Genomic DNA, 20,717 nt, shown 5'->3' with positions numbered 1-20,717 from the left:
ACCAAGCGAACACAAAAAAGCCACCGTTCGAACGGTGGCGTCGTCATGTTAAATCGTGTAATCATTCGGAATCATATACTTTTCGGCTTCGTCCCACGGGACGCTGAACGCCTTGCCTTTGGAGCAGAATATGGATGATGAAGTGTACTCGGGATCCGCGTTTTTATCGTATTGTTTCAGGTCCAACACCTGCTCCACCGATTTGCATGGTTTATAACCGCTCAGCCTTTGCGTCAGAACGCCTTTTCCTTTGGTGAACGATGCCAGCTTCTCTGCGTAATCCATAAACGTGGCTACGGGAGCCTCTCCGGCAATAACAGCTGTTTCGCCCTGGATTTCGGGAGGCTCAAAGCTTCCCTGCGCTTGTTGAATATCGGACATGACCCTGCCGATCTGGTCCACGGACACTTTGATCTTGAACGCATAGTACGGTTCCAACAATCGGTTTTCTGCTTTTTCGAGCCCCTGGCGCAGTGCGCGAATCGTCGCTTCCCGGAAATCACCTCCGCTTGTATGCTTGGGATGTGCCCGGCCGGACAAAAGGGTAACGACGACATCGGTTAATGGGGCCCCCGTTAACAGCCCTCGGTGATCCCTTTCTTTCACATGCTGTCCAATCAAATGCTGATACCCGAGGCTGAGATCATCCGGGTGGCATCGATTAACGAAAATGACCCCGCTGTCTGCCGGTCCGGGTTCGAGCCGCAAGTGAACCTCCGCATAATGACCGAGCGGTTCGAAGTGGCCGTAACCGATCGTCGTATTCCGTACCGTTTCTTTATACAAAATCTCCGGTTTCCCAAACGTAACGCCGAATCCGAAGCGCTCTGGTACAACCTGAGCCAACACTTCCAGCTGAATCGTTCCCATAACGTGAATATGCAGCTCCTTGAGCGCTTCATCCCAAACGGCACCAAGCGATGGGTCTTCGTCGTTCAATATTCGAAAACAACGAACTACCTCCCGAGCAGGCATGGAGTGGTCAAATAGGACCTTCGATTTTAATGCAGGTGTCAGATCAAAAGACCTAAGCTCACCGCCAAGCGCACCAAGGCCCTGTCCGGCAGATACGCCGGATAATCCGGTCACCGCGATGAGCTGCCCTGCGGAGGCAGCTTCAACCGATTGATATTTTCCGCCGTTATACACCCGTACCGACGTAATTTTCTCGCTTGTTCGCTCTCCGGACGCATCGGTATACGTTAATTCATCTCTAACTTTCAGCTTACCCTGAAGAAGCTTCATGTAAGTGAGACGCACTCCCTGCTCATCATGACGAATTTTAAAAGCCCGCGCGGCCATGGAGTCCGCTGTATTATAGACTACTTTGGTTAGAAGCTCCAGATTGTCCAGAAAATCTGTAATGCCCTGGTCTTGCAGGGCTGAACCGTACATCACCGGAAAAATACGGCGTTCCTTCAAGAGTGCCGCTATGGCAGAAATCGTCATGCCGGCTTCAACACGTCCATCCAGATAGGCATTCAAAAGCTCTTCATCGCATTCAGCGATGAATTCCGTCACTTGATCCGGGATGTTGCCGGTTAATGAGCCGGGAAGGAGAAACGCGTCGCCGGACAGCTGGAGCCGAATTTGGTCCATGACCCTGTCCACGTTCGCGCCTTCGCGATCCATTTTGTTAATAAATATCAAAACGGGCACCTCATATTTATCAAGCAGCTGCCATACGGTCTCGGTATGACCTTCGACGCCTTCGACCGCGCTGATGATCACGACGGCATAATCCATCACTTGAACCGCCCGCTCCATTTCGGCCGAGAAATCGACGTGGCCTGGCGTGTCGATCAGATCATAAGCGGAGCCCTTGTATTCCATAACTGCCTGATCCGCGAAAATCGTAATTCCCCGCGCTCGTTCGAGTTCATGCCTGTCCATAAATGTATCCTGATGGTCCACACGACCGCGGCTGCGAATGCTGTTCGTATGATATAGCAGCTGCTCTGCAAAGGTGGTTTTCCCGGCATCCACATGGGCCAGCAAACCTATCGTTCTGTTCATCTTCCCCATTTACCTTATCACGTCCGTCTGCTCTGTTTTCAATCATGGTTGCTAATACTTTATTCCTTCTAAGTATATCAGAGAATGAACGAATCCCAATCCATGACACGAGATCTTTTTAACGGACGGAGTTGGAAAACGAAGCTAATTCATAACTTCATTTGGAATAATTGACCATTGACATCCATGTCATATTTGCTAGAATCTAAATACCAATAAATCAAAGCGAATTACTTGTGTTTAGAAAATGAAAGGAGCTTTTAGATGATATACACGGGATTGTTATGCGGCGCGCTGCTCGGGTTCGTCATGCAGCGCGGCCGCTTCTGCCTGACGGGCGGATTCAGGGATATGTACCTGACGAAAGACAATCGGATGTTCTATGCCCTGCTGATTGCGATTACGGTTCAAAGTATCGGCGTATTTGCCCTCATCCAGGCCGGAATCATTGAATTCAGCGCGGGAGCTTTCCCATGGGTCGCCACGATCCTTGGTTCATTCATCTTCGGCATCGGCATCATTCTTGCCGGTGGGTGTGCGACGGGAACATGGTACCGGGCCGGGGAAGGACTGATTGGAAGCTGGATCGCCCTCTTCGGTTATATGACGATGAGCGCCATCATGAAGTCGGGAGCCCTGGTTCCCGTGAATGAAGGAATCAAGAAGTACGACGCTCCCGTCAACTCCATTCCGGCAACCTTCGGCTTGTCCGTGTGGCCTTTTATTGCTCTGCTCGCCATCATCACGATTGTGCTGGTCGTACGGCAGCTGCGGAAACCGAAGATCGCGATTCCTTCCATGAAAGCGAGACGCAAGGGATTGAATCATCTGCTGTTCGAGAAGCGCTGGCATCCGTTCTTCACGGCCATATTAGTCGGTTTGATCGCATTGCTGGCCTGGCCGCTCAGCGAAGCGACGGGACGAATGTCCGGCCTTGGCATTACGACGCCTTCCGCGAATATTTTACAGTACCTCATTACCGGAGACAGCGATAAATACGTGAACTGGGGTATGTTTCTCGTGCTGGGCATTTTCATCGGATCCTTTATTGCTGCGAAAGGCAGCCGTGAATTTCGGTTCCGTGCACCAGATGCCAAGACAGCCGTTTCAAGCCTTGCCGGCGGTATTCTGATGGGATTCGGCGCCAGTTGGGCCGGCGGCTGCTCCATCGGCAACGGTCTGGTAATGACCGCCATGATGACCTGGCAAGGCTGGGTTTCCCTGGCATTTATGATCTTGGGTACTTGGACGGCATCCTATTTCGTTTTCGTACGCCCTCGTACCAAAGCCAAACTCGAATCCAGTGCGGCACTCCGCACCACAACAACTTAAGGAGGTCCTAACCATGAAACAACAGAAACTGGAAGTAGTCGGTATGGTTTGCCCGTTCCCGCTGATCGAGGCCAAGCAAGCCATCGAGACGCTTGACAGCGGCGATGAGCTTGTCATTGATTTCGATTGCACCCAGGCAACGGAAGCAATTCCACGCTGGGCCGCCGAAGCGGGTCACGCCGTGACAAACTTTGAGCAGATCGATGACGCGTCCTGGACGATTACCGTACAAAAGAAATAAACATAAGGCGATCCCATCTTGCTTTCATGATGGGATCGCCTTTTAATATACGTAATCCGAAATTCACCTACATTACTTCCAGGTCCAATGACCCGATTAGCAGAACAAGTTTAATTCCCTCCGTTACTGTACATTGACAACGAATGGAACAGTGAAAACCTCGCCGTTGTGTTGAAATTGTCCCCAAATTTTGTACATGCCGCTTTGTGGAAAAGAAGTCGCGAACTCGGCTTTCGGACCAGTCGCTTTCTCGTCTATTGGGTGGACATGAAGATACTGCTCCGCATCCTTCGAAAGAATGACCACATGGCCGACTGCTCCTAAATACGGCTGCAGATTATCGATCCCCTTCTTCGTCTTCGCATCTCGAATGTTAAAGGTCATGGTTACGTCTTCTTTCGGCTTGGCGGCGCTCATGACCAGCTCGATTTCCTTGCCACCGACTTCTTTCACCAGTTGCGCGTCAGCTGCAATCGCCGTATGCTTACCCTCCTTGCCTTCCACCTTCACCCACTCGCTAAGGGTTGTATTCGCGCCGCCAGTCGGAGTAAAGTCCGCAAATACCTTGTACTCACCTCCAGCCGGGAACGAAGTGTTCACCGTAAATGTGCCGTCACCCTTAAACTCGGGATGTATGTGATTAAAGAACGACAAATCATGATTGACGATGATGAGATGAAGCTGCTTCTCATGATTGACATCATATTTGTTAACCGGTTCCCCATTGTTATCCTTCACTTGAATGGTCAATTCCGTTTCTTCATTGGCTCTGGCAGTGCCTGCGGTGAAAGCAAACGATGCATGCAGTTCCTTTGTTGCTGACTTCGCATCTGTACCATGACCTCCGTGGCCGCCTCCGTGATCCATATTTTCCGCCTCCTTTTTTTCATTCCCTGCAGACTTCTCATCGTTTTCTTGCCCGCTGTTGGCTCCATGATCTGCATGGTTAGTTCCGCCTGCAGGCTTAGAATCCTCTATATTGCCGCATGCTGTTAATACACTGAATGCGATAATCGCATTAGCGACGAGGATGAATCTCTTCTTCATTCGTACAACTCCGTTTCCTGATAAGTTGGAGGATGCTGAGCGCATCTTGACTCGGTGCAGCCGCAAATCGTTAAGTACGACCGACACTGATCGCAGTTGTCATTTCTATACACTTGCCGCTGCACTACCCGAACCTGACCTTAAATCGGATTCAGTCAGGATACAAAAGCCAACTTTTCTCTCCAGTTAAAGTAACTACCGGATTGAAGTGATGCCTCTGACTGTTCGTGATCTTTTCCAATTTCATTCTTATGAATTTAGAATACCCCACTACCGTATAATTAGTCCCTGTATAAATGAAGACATTAGAAGTTGCGTTGCTGCTGCTTAAAAGTGCAGTTTGCAGTTTATTGATCGTCGTCATTCATCCCGCTCATATTTCCGTTTCCTTCTTTGAATTGGTTCAGGAACCTGATTTAAGAATTACATGGCAGCCGTGTTGCTTGCTTCACCCTTCTTAGGCGAACGGATCAACAGTAACGCAAGAACTGCACCAGCAAGAGCAACGATACCGGACCAAAAAAATGCTTGTTGAAAGCCTTCGTTGAGCGCGGCGACCGGATCAACACCAGTTTGGGAAGCCGATGCTGAGCCCGCAATCGCAACCATGATGGCCAAACTGATAGCGGATCCAATCTGGTAGCTTGTATTGGCGAGACCTGATGCAAGCCCTGCTTCTTCGGGTTTAGCCCCTGACATGGCCGACATCGTCGCCGGAATATAGGCAAGCGACATGCCAAGCGCACCAAGCAAGGAAGCTGGAAGCACGTTGGCGATGAAGCTCCCATCAACCGGCGTATAGCCAGCGAACAGAAGCATCGAACCTCCGAGTGCAACCAATCCAATGACCAGGTTTGCTTTGATCCCGAATTTTCCGATTAATTTACCGGTAATCGCAATCATGAAGACCGTAATTAAGATCGTCATCGGCAGCAAGCCGACTCCACTGGCGAAAGCGGAAAACTTAAGCACCTGCTGCATATAGAGATTAAGGAAATACCACAGCGGAATCCAACCGCTGGCCAGCATAATGAGGGCAATATTGCCGGCAGCCAGATTGGGTGCTTTAAAAATCTTCAGTGGAACGAGCGGCTCTTTTTTCGTAGCCTGAACGATCAGGAACAAGATAAATAACACGACTCCCGAAACCAGCGTCCACAACGTGGTCGGCGCTCCCCAACCATTGTGTTCTGCAGTAACAATGCCATATACCACCAAAACCAAGGCCAATGTGACGAGGATGGAGCCAATCACGTCAATGCTACCTTTTCTTCGCGTTCCTTTGGCTAAAAGTCCAGGTGACAGGAGCAACGCAAGTATACCCACGGGTACGTTTATGAGAAAGGTCCACTGCCAGCTAAGCCACTCGGTAATGACCCCGCCGAGAAACACGCCGGCCGACCCGCCGGCAGCAGCCGATGCGCCCCAGAAGCCTAATGCCTTCCCTAACTCTTTGGGGTTGCCGCCAAACAGCATCATGACAATCGTTAACGCAGATGGGGCGATTAATGCGGAACCGAATCCTTGCAGGGCCCGGCCAACATTAAGCGCCTCCTCGTTCCAAGCAAGCCCTGCCAGTAACGAAGCTAACGTTAGGATGGAGAATCCCCACATGAATATGCGGCGCTGACCAAATAGATCGGACAAACGGCCTCCAAGTAACAATAATCCGCCAAAGAAAATGACGTACGCGTTGAATACCCACTGCAAACTAGCCTGCGTATAGCCGAGCGCTTCTTTGATGGCTGGCAGTGCAACGCCGATAATGGATGTGTCCATTATCACCATAAAATTGGCAAGGCATAGCAAGGCCAGTGCTAACCAGCGCTTGGGATCTGCTTGCGGTAAGGACTGTGCATGATTCTTCACGATTTCTTTCCTCCTCCATAAAATACCATAATTATTGATAAACATATAGTATAGCCCCCTACCCTATATGTCAAGAAATTTTTGATTTACAATTGGAGAAGAATGATATACTCGTTGACCTGCAAAAGGGCCGCCTGCCCGCTGGACGACATCCTGCAGATCTGGCGGCCGATCACTATAAGAGATTTGTTGATATGACTTTCGGACTTGAAGGCTACGCGTTCCTCTTTTTCCAGGAATCCTTCAAAGAAACTACACGGTTAAATACAGGCTGACCTGCGTGAGAATACTTCGAGTCCAGGCAAAAGTAGCCATGCCGAATGAATTGATAGGTGATCCCGCTGCTTGCGGCTGCCATGACGGGTTCAAGAACAGCTCCCTTAATGACACGCTTGGAATCGGGATTAACAAGCTCCTTCCAATCGTTATCCGATTCGGAGATCACAGCATTCCCGTGGAGGAGTTTATCATACACATGCACTTCCGCGATGCAGACATTCTTCGCAGAAACCCAGTGGATTGTAGATTTGACCTTCCGATCATGGAAGCCCGAGCCACTTTTGGTCAACGGATCATAGGAACAATGAAGCTCGGATATTTCTCCCGTTGACGGATCTTTGACCACGCGCTCGCAGCGGATGAAATATGCTCCCTTCAGACGTACCTCGGCGCCTGGAAATAAACGGTGAAAGCCCGCGTACGGATCCTCCATAAAGTCCTCCCTTTCAATAAACAATTCCCTGGAAAAGACAACCTCCCTGTTACCCATGGCATCATTGAATTCGTTGTTTTTCAAAACGAGTAGCTCTGTTTGTTCTTCAGGGTAGTTCGTAATGACCACCTTCAAGGGATTCAGCACTGCCATGGCGCTGATTGCCCTCCCCTTCAGATCCTGGCGGATATGATAATCAAGCATCGCCGAATCGACGGTGGAATTTTGCTTGAATACATCCAACGATTCCAGGAATCCTTGAAGAGCTTCGGGGGTCACTCCCCTGCGCCTGAATGCTTTTAACGTGGACAATCTCGGATCGTCCCAGCCATCGACATAACCTCCTTCAACCAGTTCCCTGAGATACCTCTTGCTTGTAACAAGTCCGGATATGCTCAATCGGCCGAATTCACGCTGCTTGGGAGGCTCATGTACCTCAAGCTCGTTCAGCACCCATTCGTAGAGCGGACGGTGTTCCTTGAACTCTGCAGAGCATAAAGAATGCGTTATCCCTTCAATCCAGTCCTGAATCGGGTGGGCAAAGTCATACATGGGATAAAGGCACCAGTCATTTCCTGTGCGATAATGCTCGGCATGAATGATGCGTTATAACACGGGATCTCTAAGGTTGATATTCGGGGATGACATATCGATCCGCGCGCGGAGAACCTTAGCCGAGGTAGGAAAATCCCCTTCTATCATAAGTTCGAACAGACGGATATTTTCGTCTACGGAACGGTCCCGGTAGGGGCTGTTCTTCCCCGGTTCGGTTAGCGTTCCTCGATAAGCCGTTATTTCCTCCGGGGTCAGGTCACATACGTAAGCTTTGCCTTTTCGAATGAGTTTCAGCGAAGCCTCAACATAAAGGTCGGAATAGTCCGAACCGAAAGAAACGGGCGGATGGAGCCCCAGCCATTGCATATCTTCTTGTATAGCCTTCACATATTTGATATCCTCCTTCAAAGGGTTGGTATCATCAAAACGCAAACGAAACACTCCCCCGAATTTGCCCGCGATCGAATGGCTGATATGAATCGCGTATGCACTGCCGATGTGCAGATAACCGTTAGGCTCGGGTGGGAACCGGGTTGCGACGGGTCTGCTGTATGCTCCTGCATTGACATCCTCCTTGACGATTTTGGTCATAAAATCCATGGTTTCATCATTCATTTCTGATTTCATTCCTGCTTCCTCCCTGAAATAAAATGCATCTTTTAACGCCTCAACAACAAAAAAATCCCGCCTCCAAGACTGTTGTCTTGGGGACGAGATTGATGATCGCGGTGCCACCCCTGTTTGCGGAGTCCTCACGAACTTCGCCTCTTCAGGTACGGCGGCGCCACTCGGCTGCTTATACCCTAGCTCTGTAACAGGAGCTCCTGTCGCGCCATCCCTTGCTGCCAAGTTCCGGCGCCCCGCTCAGAGTCTTGGTTCAATGAACGTCATCCTGCTCCTTCTCAGCCTATGGGAGCTCTCTGTATGAATTCCGGTTCATTTACTCTTCTCTTCGCCGCGTTTATGGTTTGATAAATATTACCATCTTCATGTGAGGTTGTAAACCTTGTTTTTCATTCGTCCACGTGAGCCGTCTGAGTTTCGTAGACATGACCTTCATGGACGTTAACATCCATCCGCAGCGTGTTGGCCAGCGCGCGGCTGATCTCGCCTTTTTCAAACATGGTCTGTATTTCGTTTCGTTCGGCTTGTATGGCTTTGAGCTCCAGTTCCCTTCGTTCGGCGCTGAGCTTTTTACCATATTCATTCCTATGCGAATCACTCTGCAGCTGCAGTTCCAGCCCCCGATAATCAGCCAGAATGGTCTGGATCGCATCCGGACTCACTGTAGACTCCAAGCTCTTCACCTGTTCAATGGCCGCCTGAATGGCCGACAATTTGAGTGCTTTGTATGCATTCCAATTGGGATGCGAGACATCGAAGGGCTTGTCCTTTTTCATGACTCTGCGGACGATTCTTTGCAGCATGACCCAGCCCAGAATCAGCAGTTTTCTAAGCTTTAACCGGGTGGTCAGCATCACTTCGATTTTGCCAAGCGACGTTTGAAATTTATTCGCAAGCCCAGGCGTTATCTTTCCCTCCCGCAGCCATTGCTCAGCGACCCTTTTCTCTGCCTGCAATGCTTTCAGCCGAATGTCCAGGGTTTCTTTCAGAGCATCGCCCAATTCAGTCCTGTTCTTCAGCTTCGCCAGCTGCAGCCTGTGCGTGTAGGAAGAAACCAGCCCCATGCCTTCCTGGCGGTTATCGTCATTGATTTCCTCGCGAATGGCGAGCAAACCCGCTTCCAGCACACGAACCCTGGCCTCGCGTTCATTTTCTTCCAGACTGTCCGGAGCTGTCTTCGCTTCCCGTGTCAGCACCGGCAGAAGTGAGCTCGCGACAATAAGGGTGAGCAGAATGACGCCGGAACAAATGAATAATATTAAGCTTCTTTCCGGAAACGGACTGCCGTCCGCCAGCGTGAGCGGTATCGAGAAGGCGGCCGACAGCGTCAATGCACCCCGGACTCCAGACAACGCCGTGAGCAGGGCCGATCGGAAATGCCTGTTCACAGCCCAAACCCAGAGGAAACGAAGCAGTATCAGGACCGCGGTGATGAGCAGGATGTATCCGATAACCTGTCCGTTATTGTATGCGGGATCCTTCCATACCTCCGCGATGACAGCAGGGATTTCAAGTCCCAGCAAAATAAACACAAGGCCGTTCAGCGAAAAAAGAATCACCGACCAGGTGCTGTCCGAAACGACGCGCAGCCTCGCCGATGCTCTTCTCATTTTATCCCGTTCGATGGCATGGGTTACCCCGGCCGCAACGACGGCCAAAATCCCGGACACATGCATTTCCTCCGCGATCCAATAAATGATGAAAGGCGTCAGGATGATGATGAGCATATGTAACGTCACATCCTCCATACCCAAGCGCCGCAGCTGCATCCGAATGCCGATGACCAAAAATCCAAGCAATGCTCCTGCAATGATGCCTCCTACCGCGATGACAAGAAAGCTCCCAATCGCTTTGGGCAGAGAAAAATGACCCGTCACCGTCGCCGCGATGGCAAAATTGAAAGCGACAAGTCCGGAAGCATCATTCATTAATGCTTCACCCTCCAGCAGGCGCATAATTCTTCCCGGAAGCTTGACTCTACCGGAAAGCGAACCGACCGCGACCGCGTCCGTCGGCGACAAGATCGCTGCCAAGGCAAAAGCGGCCGACAGCGGGATCGCAGGAATGATTCCATGAATGAACGGACCCGCAATCAGCACCGTGGCGAACACAAGGCCAAGCGCAAGCAGCAAAATGCTGGAACGAAGCTGCCACAGCTCATCCCGTGGTGTGATTTTACCGTCATTAAACAGCAGAGGTGCGATAAAGAGCAATAGGAACAGCTCCGGATTGAGCGGAATATGATGCAGCCCTGGAATAAAGGTCGCAATCACGCCGAGAGCGATCTGAATTAACGGGACCGGAATAACGGGCAGAAAATGGTTGACGACATTGGAGATGCCTATAAGGATCAGCAGAACAAGAACCATCAGAAATATTTCCACTTGCCGCATCATCTCCCTTTTCATGAATGGATTACACCTATTGTGAACCAATTCATCGCGGATCATCCCAATCATGAATTTACATGAAGACTTCTAAGTCGCAATAAAAAAAGGGAACCCGCCTGTCGGCGGATTCCCCAGCAGCCGTGGATATCACGGTTCGCCAGCTTTCTGATGGACATCTTCCCTTCCTTTTATATCGTAATCAGAACATGAAATGAACCGACTCCCTTCCGGGGCCGGTTCATATATTCAGAAATGGGAAGCCTGCTCGGCGTATTTCACCACTCCAGTGGATATTCATCGTTATACCAGCGAATTCTCTTTATTGCGGCTCTTTTTCATAATCGCAAAGAGACCAATAACAACGTACATGGGAACGACGTAATAAAATGCTACGGTCAAATAAAACAGTCCATTAGGATTATTGTTCATTCCAAAACCGACGGCAAGTGCGATGAACAACAGCGCGTTCATGACTATCGCAATCAGGACCTCATGCTTTTTACCAAAAATCAATATTCCGATTAACGCGGCAGTAAACAAAATAAGCAGTAATGTCATCATGGGTGGCTCCTCCTCATTACAATGATGCTTTATCATACGCGCTGATTCAGCATCCATTCACAATTTAGACACATTTAGGTTAACTAAAAGATACCATATTTAAACCATGATGAAAAGGCTTTCAATAAAATTTATTCAAAAGCCCATGATTTGAAGCCATGTCCTCTTTAAGGGCTCGCTCATAAGGATCTATTCCGCTCTCCATTTTAAATCAGCAAAGGCCCGGGGAAGTGAAGAAATTTCCTTCCCCGGAATGCTCCGCACATCATGAATAGCGCCTGCCTATTTTAATAATCCCATCAAAGGCATGATCGATCTCATCACGTTCATGCCGATTCGGATATGGGGAACGATCTGTCCGATCATCCCAAACATCCCTCTTCCGCGCCCGTTTCCCGGCCTTCTGTAACCAACGCCCCCCCTGCCTGCAGTGGGCCTGCCTGCGGCGGGCCGCGCGGCTCGTGTGAGCCCACCAAAGAACAGTGAACTTAATAATCCGGAAACTTGTGCTTTTTCTCTGCTTTGAAGAAGGGCATGCTGCTGATCCGGCTGCAAAGACGACAAGGTTACACCTCGACGATCCATACTGCTCATCGTACCGATGTAGCAGCTGCCGTCTTTCAAGACGACCATGACCGGCTGTCCCAGCCATTTGGCCGAAGCTTTATTTTGTTTCAACTTCCTTTTTGCGGGCATCCTCGTTCACCTCGTAATTCATTGTTATAAAGGTTAATGTATTCTGGCAAACACATATAAGCTTGTGCTAATTGTCCTTAATATTCGTTTGTCCCCTTTGATGGTTAATAGACTTCAGGACGAATATAAGGTAGAGTTAAATCACCTCAACATATGCCAAGATCAGCTGCTTATCACAACAACATCTTGATATGTGAGGATTCGTCCAATCGGAATTTGAAGGAGCATCCGCCTAATGCCAATCAAGATTATTACTGACAGCGGTTCTGATTTGCCCCTTGAGTACATTGAGAAATTCAACATTTCGATCGTAAAGCTCGCCGTTCATTTTCAGAACGAAAAAATGCATGAGGATCTGGATGACTGCGCTTTCTACGAAAAAATGCGTGAATCCAAGGATTTGCCGACAACGGCCAGTCCGAGCCCGCAGCAGTTTCTAGACAAATTCAAGGAAGTGGAAGACGGGACGGATATTCTTGTGATCAGCATGTCGTCCAACATCAGCAGCACATACCAAGCCGCCATGATTGCAAAAGAAATGTATGAAGAAGAAGGCCATCAGGCACGGGTGGAAGTCATCGACTCGAAGACCTTTTCCGGCGGTCTTTCCTTGCTCGTGGCTCTCGCGGCAAAGTGGTCGCAAACGAGCGGCTGCATCCTGGAGCTGAAAGACAAGGTTCATCAGCAGGTAAAGGATATCAGCGCGTTTTTCACGCTGGACACGCTTGAAAATGTCATGAAGGGCGGACGACTGAGCCGGTTATCCGGAGCGGTTGCATCCGTGCTTAATATAAAGCTGCTTCTAAAAGTCAGCGCAGAAGGAACGGTTGAAGTGGTCGAGAAGAACCGCGGCTTTCAAAAGGCCTTATCCAGCATTATGGCTCGTCTCGAGGAAAAGCCGCATGATTATGAAAAAGGCATTCTCGCCATCGTTCACAGCAACTGCGAAAAGCGTGCGCTGGAATTTAAGGAACGAATACTGGAAAAGCACCCATTCAAGGAAATACTGTTCTCCAACATGGGGCCGATCATGGGTGTCTATGCCGGCGAAGGCGGTATTGGCGTAGCGTTTTAAATAAGAAAAGCTGATCTTCGGTTAGTATTCCGAGATCAGCTTTTTAATTTATGAGGAGACCATTTTTTCTGGCTGTATTATCAGCTTCCGCTTTCATGCACCCAAACGCGCATTTCGCCCTTTTCCCTGTTGCACCAGGCATAATAAGGTATCGCCGTTATCGTCTGTGGAAGCAGCTTCGGCGTTTCGGAAGAATAAAGTCCGGCCGGTGCCTGTACCCGGTACCCGTCTACCGTAATCTTCACGATTCCGTTCAGCAATTGTTCGTCATACTCAGCCTTGAAGCTGCTGTTATGAGGGATGCGCAGTGCTGCCAGGTTGCTTCCGTTATCCGTCTCTTCCACGCAGTACACCACAGGCCCGCGTTGGAGGGCAATCTGTCCCTGGTTCATCGATACAAGCGGATGGCTTCTCAGACGTTCGACAGGCATGGGGAGCTCGAGTGTGACGGTGTCGTTACCAGACCAGCTGCGGCTGATGTGAACATAACCGTCTGTCATCGGTTCTGCCGCCACTTCTTCCCCGTTGATCCATAACCGGGCATGTTTGCACCAGCCGGGAATACGAAGTGCCAGATTGAAGCGCACGCTTTCGGCAGCAGCTATGCACAGCTCGATCTTGCCGTCCCAAGGATAATCATGTGTTTGTTTTATCTCCATCTCCCTGCCATGGAAGGATACTTTGGTTGTTCCGGCGATATACAAATGGGCATACAAGGTATCGTCGCTCTGTCCGTAAACGTGATCCTCCACGGAAGCGATCATGCGAGCCAAATTCGGCGGACAGCAGGCGCAGAAGAACCATTTTTTACGCTCTGTCTTGACATGATTCTGGTCTTTTCTCACTTTCTGAAAAGGATTGACTTCGAGCGGATTCACATAAAAGAAGCGTTTGCCGTCCAGGTCCATTCCGCTAATCGTCCCGTTGTAGAGGGCTCGCTCTAACACATCCGCGTACTGGCGATCCGGGGTAAGCTGAAGCATCCGGCTTGCCCAAAAAGCCAACCCGACCGACGCGCATGTCTCGCAGTACATACTGTCGTTCGGCAGATCATGGCTGCAGGTGAAGGCTTCACCATTAACGGCAGATCCGATCCCGCCTGTCACGTACATTTTATGCCCCGTGACATCCTTCCACAGCAGCTCACAGGTATTCTTGAGCTCTATGTCCCCTGTGATCGCAGCCAGATCGGCCATGGCGATGTACAAATACATAGCCCTCACCGCATGGCCGACTGCTTCCGTCTGCTCTCTCACCGGCTTATGTGCCTGTTGGTAAGCAAACCCCAGACCAAAATTCATGTTGTTTTCGTCATTCCATGTGGGAGGCGCACCGGATTCCTTCCGCTTTTCGCGTTCCTCTATGAAATATACCGGCTCGCGTCCCCGCTCATCGATAAAATAGCGCGCTAGGCTCAGGTAGGCTTCCGTACCGGTCACCTCATACAGCTTCACGAGCGCGAGTTCAATCTCTTCATGACCCGGATAACCTCTGCGTTGACCCTCTTCCGGGCCGAATTCGCGTTGAATCAGTGCTGCGTATTTTTCCATGATGTGCAAAAGCGCTTTTTTCCCCGTAGTTTCGTAATAAGCCACCGCCGCTTCAATAAAATGTCCTGCGCAATACAGCTCATGATTGTCCCGCAGATTCGTCCACCGGCGATCCGGTTCCTTGAGCATATAGTAGGTATTTAAATAACCATCTTCCGCCTGTGCTCGGCCAAGTAATCCGATCAGGTCGTCGGCCTGCTTTTCCAGCTCCGGATCCGGATGGTCTCTCAAGCTATAGGCGACCGTCTCCAGCCATTTCGCAACATCGCTGTCCTGGAATACCGTGCCGTAATACTCTCCGTCCGATTCCCCGGCCGCTATCCGGAAATTCTCGATCGCGTGGCTCGGCACCGTATCCGCAAGCTGATCGTTCAGGGCTTTCCACTGATAAGGAATCACCTCATTCGCCACGACATCCTTATACGTTTTCCAGAATCGGTCTACCACGACCACATGCTTAACAGGCGTAATCTTTTTCACCAGAACAACCATTCCTTTCGTATGTAATCTTACATACTTAATTCCTGATTCAATTCAAAATAATAAGTGATATACTTGATATTGCTCATATTTTGAATTCCATATGGGTCATTGTAGCAGAACGCCCTTTTCGAAACATCACATATCCGAACCATTAGTTGTACGATTTCACACAAAGGAGAAGCATCATGAAGAGTTCAGGGTATCTTTCCTTTCTTGCCCCTCCCTTCCCCTATTTCATCGAGGGCAACGTGACGACCTACCGGAAAGGGGAATCGCATCCGGAGCGGTATCGACTCGGTTATTTTGATGTCATTATCGTCAAAGCCGGAGCCTTGTCGCTGGGTGAAGAGAATCAGACATGGGAACTGACAGCGAATGAGGCGCTGATCCTGGAGCCGGACAAGCATCATTATCCGACCGGGGCATGCCGCTCGGAAACGTCCTTCTACTGGTTCCATTTTCAAACACCTAACCGGTGGTTACATCAGCACGAGCCGGATCAGTTAACAGGGAGTTCCTCCATTTCCAAGCTTCATTTTCATGCGGAACATACAACCATACATCTTCCCAAATATCAGCAAGTTGCCTACCCGGCGGAATTGTTCAACGTACTTGATCTGCTCATGGCTTCGACGCTGAAGCCCGGCAAGCTGGCATTGTGGGAAACCCAGATGACATTCATGAAAGCCGTCCAATGTCTTGAAATGGACCGTCACCAGAAGGATCGTAGCGCGCAATTAGCCGAACAGGTTGAACTGTATCTCAAACAGCATTATGATCAGCCGATAAGCAACAAGGACTTGTCCTCTCATTTTCATGTCCATGAAAATTATTTGGCCCGATGCATGAAAGCCACGTTCAATCGCACTCCGCTGGAGTATTTGCTGCAGTACCGTCTGGAGCAGGGACGAAGCCTGTTGATCCAGACGGACGCCTCCATCCAGCGGATTACGGAGGAAGTAGGCTTTTCGCAGGTGAGCTATTTTTCAAGATGTTTCAAGGATCGGTTCGGGTTATCGCCGCACAACTTCCGGAAGCAGTACAGGAAGCCTTCGGACTGATTTCTTCTTTCCTTGAAGCTCCCACTGCTAACAATAGGTATGTAGCTGCGGGGGGACGAACCATGCCGAATAAGCAAAAGACAAAAAAAACGCTCTTCAATCAAATGGATGCGTTCAAACAACCATTCTCATCAGAGCGATTTACTAACGGGTTCATTATAAAAATTTAGAGAATATATATTCCCGGCATATCCATGGCAATTCTAATCCAGCACGCCATACGGCAAATGCTGCGGCATCGGATGAGGGCGTTCGCATGTGCTCTGCATCATGTAATACTGATTATGGTCGGAGGAATCATGGAATGCATGCATGGCTTCCAGCACATGGTAGGCAAGGCTTCCATTCGCCCGGTTCATCCGTCCGCTGCTTATCGCATGCACCATATCCAGGACGCCGATCCCTCTTGAGTTGGCGGCATATCCATGGGACAGCGGAATTTCCTTCCAGTCCTGTGAATCGTGACGCTTCAGCAAGACCGGCCCCCCAAACGTATTCGGATCGGGGACGCTGATCGTGCCTTGGCTTCCATAGACCTCAATCCTTGGCAGCTGGCTGTCGCCGAACACATCAAAGGATGTGATCATGGTGCCGATGGCCCCGCTATGGAATTCCAGCACGCCGGCAATATGAGTCGGCGTCTCGACCTGAATCGTCTGACCGAATTTTTTGCGGCTGCTAATCGTTCTTTCCGGATACGAAATCTTCGTCATGCCTGCCACCCGCTTCAGCGGCCCGAGCATCGCGACCAAAGCCGTCAAGTAATATGGGCCCATGTCGAACATCGGACCACCGCCTTTGGCATAATAAAATTCCGGGTCCGGATGCCAATGCTCATGCCCGCGCGCCATCATAAACGCGGTTGCGGCGACCGGCATGCCGATCCAGCCGTCCTCGATCAATTTGATGCAGGTCTGGATGCCGCCTCCAAGAAACGTATCCGGCGCGCCGCCGACGAGAAGCCCCTTCTCTTTTGCTCTCATGAGAATGGCCTGGCCCTCTTCACGTGTCACTGCCAGGGGCTTTTCGACATAGACATGCTTGCCTGCATCCAGGATATCGAGACACACCTGCGCATGAGCGCCTGGAATTGTAAGATTCACGATGAGGTCAACCTCCGGGTCCGCGAGCAGCTCGCTCACAGTACAGGCTTTCGATATACCGAACTCTTCTGCCCGGGCCCTTGCACGCCCGACATCCAGATCCGCGCATGCCGATACGTGTACGGTGCTGTACGACTTCAGATTCTCAAAATAGATGGCGCTGATATTGCCGCAGCCAATAATACCAACATTCAGTGTTTTCATGTCCAACAGCCTCTTTCGGTTCATAATCTCTGTTAAACTTGGCTATCCTGCATTCCCGTATACGCTCCGCCTATTGCCTGATCCTGCGCCTTTAATTTACCTTCTGCGGCCCACGTCAATCCTCTGCGCATCATCTCCTTAACCGGCGGAAGCTCGATCACATTCGCCTGGTGCCCGAGCGAGCAGTAGTACACGCGGCCGAGCCCCCAGCGCTTCGTCCAAGCTACCGGCATGTCGACGGCCTTGTTCAGCACATGGGGACCATCCGCTACCGGAAACCGCGTCGTTGCCAGTACCTCGACGGCCGGATCGACATGAAGATAGTACTGCTCGGTGGAAACGTCGAAATCCTCAATCCCTTCCACCAGCGGACTGGACGTATTGGCAATGTGGATCCGGTGCGGTGTTCCGTCATTGCCCGGATGAGCCACCCAGTTGCCGCCCGTCATAAACTGCCAGTCGACGTTGTTCCGGAACGCATCACACATCCCGCCATGACAACCTGCCAAACCGACACCGCTCTGCACGGCTGCGGATACATTATTGACCCTCTCCTGGCTGATCTCATCCATCGTCCAGACCGGAACGATCAGATCAAGCGCTTTCAACTTGGCTGCATCATCGAAAGCCGACAGCGTGTTTGCTACTTCCACCTCATATCCTTCCTGCTCCAAAACCGTTTTGAAAATACCAGCGACCTCTTCAGGCTGATGCCCAAGCCAGCCTCCCCATGCGATCAATGCTTTCTTCATTGGTGAACATCTCCTTCGGGTTGATTTCTATGTTTATAGCTCTTCCGTTCTTACCCAGCGCCGCTCAGCTATCGACAGCTTTACTGCCTCCAGCACCTGCTGGCATTTGACCCCGTCCGCAAAGTTCGGCACCGGCTGGCGATCCTCCTCGATGGCTTGCAGCAGTTCAACCGTTTCATGAATAAACGTATGCTCGAACCCGATGGTATGGCCGGGAGGCCACCAGGCTTCGGCATATGCATGAGCCGGGTCCGTTGCCAGAATTCGGCGGAAGCCCTGAACGTCCTCATCGTCATCGGTAAAATAAACCTGCAGCTCATTCATCCGTTCGAAGTCGAATTTCACGCTGCCCTTGCTGCCATTGATTTCAAAGGAATTCGTACAGCGATGTCCGGCAGCAAAGCGGGTAGCCTCGAAGGTGCCAAGCGCACCGCTTGCGAAACGTGCCATGAAGGCAGTCGCATCATCAACGGTGACGGCACCTCTTTCATTGCTTTGGCTGCCCTTGGCGCTGAGTCCGCTCATGGAACCCGGAAGCGGACGTTCCTTTATGAATGTCTCGCTCATCCCGATCACCTCTTCGATGTCGCCGAGCAGATAATGGGCGAGATCGATCGTATGCGCACCCAAATCTCCAAGCGAGCCTGAACCCGCAATGTCCTTTTGCAACCGCCACACGAGCGGGAATTCCGGATCAATGATCCAATCCTGAAGGAACCAGCCGCGGAAGTGATAGATCTCTCCGAGCCTTCCCTGCTCGATCAGTTGACGCGCAAGCTGAACGGCCGGCGCGAAACGGTAGTTAAAGCCGACCATATGCTTGATCCCAGCTGCTTCGGCCGCTGCCAGCATCTCGCGTGAATCCTTAAGCGATAAAGCGAGCGGCTTCTCGCAAAAGAGATGCTTTCCCGCCTTGGAGGCTGCAAGCGCAATGTCTTTGTGCATGTCGCTTGGCGCATTAATATCGACCAGGTCAATGTCATCCCGCTTCAATAAATCATGCCAATCCGTCACATATCCGTTCCAGCCGAACTGCCTGGCCGCAAGGGATACGCCTTCAGGGTCACGCCCGCAAATCGTCTGCATGACGGGCTGGGCAATCTGAGGAAAAAACATCGGGATATCCCGGTATGCGTGACTGTGCGCTTTCCCCATAAACTTGTATCCTACCATTCCGACACGTATCTGTTTCATTGAAATCCATCCTCCTTCTTATCTTAAATGCGATGAATATCCCTGCGCGCTGCTCCTTCTCGTCGATGCTCTTATCACCAGTTTCGTTTCCATTTGCATCGAATGATTTCGGTGCCCACCGTCATCCTTCTGGTGATCCTGCGGCTTGATCTCTTGCAGAACCAGCTTCGCCGCCTCTTGGCCCATCCGATAAAAAGGAACGGACACGCTTGTTAGCGGAGGGTCCGTGATGCGAGCGCCATCCGAATCGTCGTATCCGGCGACGGCAATATCCCTGCCCGGAATCAGTCCCAACTCGCGAAATCCCTGCATCAGCCCGATAGCCATCCGATCATTTGCGGCGAATACCGCATCGATATGGCCGATGCTGCGAACGAATCGTGATGCTGCCTCATATCCGCTGGTCCGGCTGTAATTTCCGGTCTCCAGCCAAGGTAATGGTATCGCTTTCATGAAATCGTCAGACGCTGCATCCCCTTCCCATATGCCTGCTTCCGTCATCGCCCGCACATACCCCCTCAAGCGGTCTCTGCTATTCGAGTAGTGCGCGGGACCGTTCAAGAAAGCGATGCGGCGAAAACCCTCATTGAGCAGATGCTTAACCGCTTCATACGCTCCGCGTTCATGGTCCGCATCCACCTCCAGGAAGCTCTCCCCTTCAAAATGCTGATTGACCAGGCAAAAAGGATATCCGGCTTCTGCGAGCGCCTTTAAAGCTTCTCGTTCCTCAGCTGTATCCGTCGTACCGAGCAGGATGCAAGCATCCACCTTCTGCGAGCGGAATAAATCCATGTAACCACGATCCGTTTCAGGCGTGCGGAAAATGAGCAGCATGTCATAACCAAGCTCCCGGACCTGCTCACCAATGCCGTTCAGAATCTCGGAGAAATAATACGTCGAGAAAATATTCACCTTGGGCACGTATGGAAGGACCACTCCGAGATTACCGCTTCGGCGGCGGGCAAAACTTTGGGCGATCGCATTGGGGTAATAGCCGAGCTGTTCGGCGGCTTCTTGCACCCGGCGCCTCGTTTCCTCCTTCATCGGTCCGACATGGTTCAGAACGCGGGAAACCGTCGCTTCCGATACGCCGGCCAGTTCGGCAACCGCTTTTCTAGTTACAATTGGGAATCACGCCCCTTCTTTTCACCATCTATTCACTGCAAATCTTCTCGTCATCTTATTTATGTACGCGCGTACATTATTACTCATAACCGCCTTGAAAGTCAAGCATATGCTATAAAAAAAGCAT

Annotated in this window: 15 protein-coding genes and 1 pseudogene; 4 read left to right on the top strand and 12 right to left on the bottom strand. The window is 50.8% G+C overall.

The features are described 5' to 3' along the window. Positions 1-48: 48 nt before the first annotated feature. Entirely contained in the window at positions 49-2,016 is a 1,968-nt protein-coding gene (locus tag ACTHPM_RS04315) for a GTP-binding protein (protein WP_440393938.1), read from the bottom strand. Positions 2,017-2,280: 264 nt separating this feature from the next. Here ACTHPM_RS04315 and ACTHPM_RS04310 point away from each other — a divergent pair, with 264 nt between their 5' ends. Together ACTHPM_RS04310 and ACTHPM_RS04305 are read left to right on the top strand one after the other, a co-directional pair. Continuing rightward, positions 2,281-3,348, top strand: a complete 1,068-nt coding sequence (locus ACTHPM_RS04310; protein ID WP_440393937.1) for a YeeE/YedE thiosulfate transporter family protein — start codon at positions 2,281-2,283, stop codon at positions 3,346-3,348. Between the two features lie 13 nt (positions 3,349-3,361). Next, a complete protein-coding gene (locus ACTHPM_RS04305) occupies positions 3,362-3,589 on the top strand; it encodes a sulfurtransferase TusA family protein (RefSeq protein ID WP_440393936.1) in 228 nt (75 codons plus the stop codon). A 123-nt stretch (positions 3,590-3,712) separates the two neighbouring features. Here ACTHPM_RS04305 and ACTHPM_RS04300 read toward each other — a convergent pair whose 3' ends face one another. The 6 genes and pseudogenes from ACTHPM_RS04300 to ACTHPM_RS04275 form a co-directional block, all read right to left on the bottom strand. Beyond that, positions 3,713-4,636, bottom strand: a complete 924-nt coding sequence (locus ACTHPM_RS04300; protein WP_440393935.1) for a hypothetical protein — start codon at positions 4,634-4,636, stop codon at positions 3,713-3,715. A gap of 423 nt (positions 4,637-5,059) precedes the next feature. Further along, positions 5,060-6,550: an MFS transporter gene (locus ACTHPM_RS04295; protein ID WP_440393934.1), complete on the bottom strand. Its 1,491-nt coding sequence runs from the start codon at positions 6,548-6,550 to the stop codon at positions 5,060-5,062. A gap of 169 nt (positions 6,551-6,719) precedes the next feature. After that, positions 6,720-8,399 (bottom strand): annotated as a pseudogene (locus ACTHPM_RS04290) (glutamine--tRNA ligase/YqeY domain fusion protein). Positions 8,400-8,785: 386 nt separating this feature from the next. Then, the gene (locus tag ACTHPM_RS04285) at positions 8,786-10,780 is read right to left on the bottom strand and encodes a Na+/H+ antiporter (protein ID WP_440395349.1); all 1,995 of its coding nucleotides are present in this window, start codon (positions 10,778-10,780) and stop codon (positions 8,786-8,788) included. Between the two features lie 306 nt (positions 10,781-11,086). Further along, positions 11,087-11,347 carry a hypothetical protein gene (locus ACTHPM_RS04280; RefSeq protein ID WP_440393933.1) on the bottom strand — a complete coding sequence of 87 codons (261 nt, stop codon included), beginning with the start codon at positions 11,345-11,347 and terminating at the stop codon, positions 11,087-11,089. A 282-nt stretch (positions 11,348-11,629) separates the two neighbouring features. After that, the gene (locus ACTHPM_RS04275) at positions 11,630-12,025 is read right to left on the bottom strand and encodes a hypothetical protein (protein WP_440393932.1); all 396 of its coding nucleotides are present in this window, start codon (positions 12,023-12,025) and stop codon (positions 11,630-11,632) included. A gap of 253 nt (positions 12,026-12,278) precedes the next feature. Here ACTHPM_RS04275 and ACTHPM_RS04270 point away from each other — a divergent pair, with 253 nt between their 5' ends. Beyond that, the gene (locus tag ACTHPM_RS04270; protein ID WP_440393931.1) at positions 12,279-13,118 is read left to right on the top strand and encodes a DegV family protein; all 840 of its coding nucleotides are present in this window, start codon (positions 12,279-12,281) and stop codon (positions 13,116-13,118) included. An 80-nt stretch (positions 13,119-13,198) separates the two neighbouring features. Here ACTHPM_RS04270 and ACTHPM_RS04265 read toward each other — a convergent pair whose 3' ends face one another. Beyond that, entirely contained in the window at positions 13,199-15,148 is a 1,950-nt protein-coding gene (locus ACTHPM_RS04265) for a glycoside hydrolase family 127 protein (protein ID WP_440393930.1), read from the bottom strand. Positions 15,149-15,336: 188 nt separating this feature from the next. Here ACTHPM_RS04265 and ACTHPM_RS04260 point away from each other — a divergent pair, with 188 nt between their 5' ends. After that, positions 15,337-16,212, top strand: coding sequence for a helix-turn-helix transcriptional regulator (locus tag ACTHPM_RS04260; protein WP_440393928.1), 876 nt, complete (start codon positions 15,337-15,339; stop codon positions 16,210-16,212). Positions 16,213-16,415: 203 nt separating this feature from the next. Here the strand turns inward: ACTHPM_RS04260 and ACTHPM_RS04255 are convergent, their stop codons facing one another. The 4 genes from ACTHPM_RS04255 to ACTHPM_RS04240 are packed head-to-tail and all read right to left on the bottom strand — an operon-like array spanning position 16,416 to position 20,590. Beyond that, positions 16,416-17,519: a Gfo/Idh/MocA family protein gene (locus ACTHPM_RS04255; protein WP_440393927.1), complete on the bottom strand. Its 1,104-nt coding sequence runs from the start codon at positions 17,517-17,519 to the stop codon at positions 16,416-16,418. 32 nt (positions 17,520-17,551) lie between these two features. After that, positions 17,552-18,271, bottom strand: a complete 720-nt coding sequence (locus ACTHPM_RS04250) for a ThuA domain-containing protein (RefSeq protein ID WP_440393926.1) — start codon at positions 18,269-18,271, stop codon at positions 17,552-17,554. Positions 18,272-18,304: 33 nt separating this feature from the next. Next, positions 18,305-19,465, bottom strand: coding sequence for a Gfo/Idh/MocA family protein (locus ACTHPM_RS04245; RefSeq protein WP_440393925.1), 1,161 nt, complete (start codon positions 19,463-19,465; stop codon positions 18,305-18,307). A gap of 18 nt (positions 19,466-19,483) precedes the next feature. Beyond that, on the bottom strand, positions 19,484-20,590 hold the full coding sequence (locus tag ACTHPM_RS04240; RefSeq protein ID WP_440395348.1) for a LacI family DNA-binding transcriptional regulator: 1,107 nt from the start codon (positions 20,588-20,590) through the stop codon (positions 19,484-19,486). Positions 20,591-20,717: the final 127 nt, after the last annotated feature.

This window comes from Paenibacillus sp. SAFN-054 (genome assembly GCF_051966755.1).
Classification (GTDB): Bacteria; Bacillota; Bacilli; order Paenibacillales; family Paenibacillaceae; genus Paenibacillus_AQ.
The sequence above is the reverse complement of the archived record's forward strand: the minus strand, read 5'-3'. Positions and strand labels throughout refer to the sequence as shown.